Annotated in this window: 2 protein-coding genes; both read left to right on the top strand. The window is 39.9% G+C overall.

The window, feature by feature from the left end:
* A partial coding sequence (locus HP456_RS23330; protein ID WP_246289392.1) for an ABC transporter substrate-binding protein occupies positions 1 to 913 on the top strand: 913 nt, incomplete at its 5' end.
* A 24-nt stretch (positions 914 to 937) separates the two neighbouring features.
* The coding region (locus tag HP456_RS23325) for a M42 family metallopeptidase (RefSeq protein ID WP_172255492.1) at positions 938 to 2011 on the top strand (1074 nt) is incomplete at its 3' end.

The following is a 2011-nucleotide window of genomic DNA, read 5'->3' as shown; positions in this document are numbered from 1 at the left end:
AAAACCTTATCTAGATCAAGTCGTATTCCAGGTAATTCCAGAAAACTCTTCTAGATTAGCAGCTCTGCAAAGTGGTGAAATAGATATATTAGATGGATTGAACCCTATTGATACGACAACGGTGGAATCAACAGATGGACTCGAATTACTTAAACGTCCGAGCTTTAACATCGGTTATATGGCGTTCAATATGGAAAAGGAACCGTTTAACAACCCAAAAGTAAGAAAGGCGATTAATATGGCCATAAATAAAAAGGACATAATTGATGCCTTTTATAATGGTCTTGCCGATGTAGCTACAAGTCCTCTTCCACCATCATTATGGGGACATCATGATGGATTAAAAGAGTATGAGTACAATGTAGAAGAAGCAAAAAAACTACTGGCTGAAGCAGGCTTTGAAGAAGGTTTTAAAACAACGTTATTTACGATGAGTAACCCAAGACCTTATCTTCCTCAACCCTTGAAAATTGCTGAAAGCATTCAATCTGATTTAGCGAAGATTGGGATCGATGCAGAAATTGCTACATACGAATGGGCAACATATCTTGAGAGAACAAGTGCTGGTGAGCATGATATGGCACTATTCGGCTGGACTGGAGTGATGGCGGATCCTGACAATTTCTTATACCCTAATCTCAGCAAAACAAATGCAGAAAAGCCTGCTAATAATCGTGCGTTCTATAAGAGCGACAAATTTACTCAACTAATTACAGAGGCACGTGAAACACTGGACAAAGAAAAACGTATTGAACTTTATAAAGAGGCTCAGGAGGTATTCCAACATGATGCACCTTGGACAATGCTTTCTTATACGACAACCCCTCTTGCAGAAGCTAATTATGTGGAAGGATACAAACCCCATCCAATGAGTAATGACTTACTTACAGATATTTACTTAACAAACAAATAGTTTTAGCTTTGGAGGGAATGAGGTATGTATCAACTGTTAAAAGAATTATGTGAGAAAGTTGGACCAAGTGGGTTCGAACAAGACGTACAGCGCTATATTATAGAGCAAATAAAGGATTATGCTGATGAATACCATGTAGATCCTTTAGGAAATGTAATTGCTAAAGCGGCTGCAACAAACCAGGATTATCCTTCTATTTTATTTGCCGCTCATTCAGATGAAATTGGTTTTATCGTAAAAAAAATCGAGCCAAATGGAACGCTGCGTTTTGAAAAAGTTGGCGGATTCGATGATCGAATTCTGCTTGCTCAGCCTGTTGTTATTAAATCAAGAAATGGCTATCTACAAGGTGTTATTGGAACATTATCCACCCACTATGTAAAATGGGATGACCCGAAAAGGATTGATTCGCATAGAGAGCTCTATATTGATATCGGAGCTGGTTCAGCAGAAGATGCGAAAGAAATGGGGATCGATGTCGGGCAGCCAATCTCGTATGGATCAGACCTAAAATTGATCGGCAGCGATAAACAGCCAAGAGTAGTAGGAAAAGCACTTGATGATCGTGCAGGCAGCGCATTATTAATCAAGTTTTTACAGGATCTAAAGGTGTCTGAACGTGAACACGGTGATATCTATTGTGCTTTTACCGTTCAAGAGGAAGTCGGGTTGCGGGGAGCTTCTGTTTTGACTCCATCAATCAAACCAGATTACGCTATCGCTATTGATACTACACCAGCAAGTGATACGTATGATGTATTGATGACAGGAACGAGAGTATTGGGAGATGGACCTTGTATTAAAATTGCAGATAAATCCCTTATTTCGCATCCGATAGTGACGGAGCATCTAAAGAATTCAGCAGCACAAGCCAGCATTCCCTATCAACTGGAAGTATTCATGGGAATTGGAACAGATGGGGGGGCGATTCATATGACTTCAACGGGAGTTTCTACCGGAGTAGTTTCGATCCCCTCCCGCTACACACACAGCCCTGTCGAAATTGTAGATCTAATGGATATGGAAAACAGCCTAAAGTTAATAAAAGAGTTTACCTATACGGCTGATAAAATAGCTGGTAAGAGTTTTATAGATACG

The organism is Bacillus haikouensis (genome assembly GCF_013179555.1).
GTDB classification, from domain to species: domain Bacteria; phylum Bacillota; class Bacilli; order Bacillales; family Bacillaceae_B; genus Rossellomorea; species Rossellomorea haikouensis_A.
Note: the sequence above shows the minus strand (reverse complement) of the source record. Positions and strands in the feature narration are given on the sequence as shown.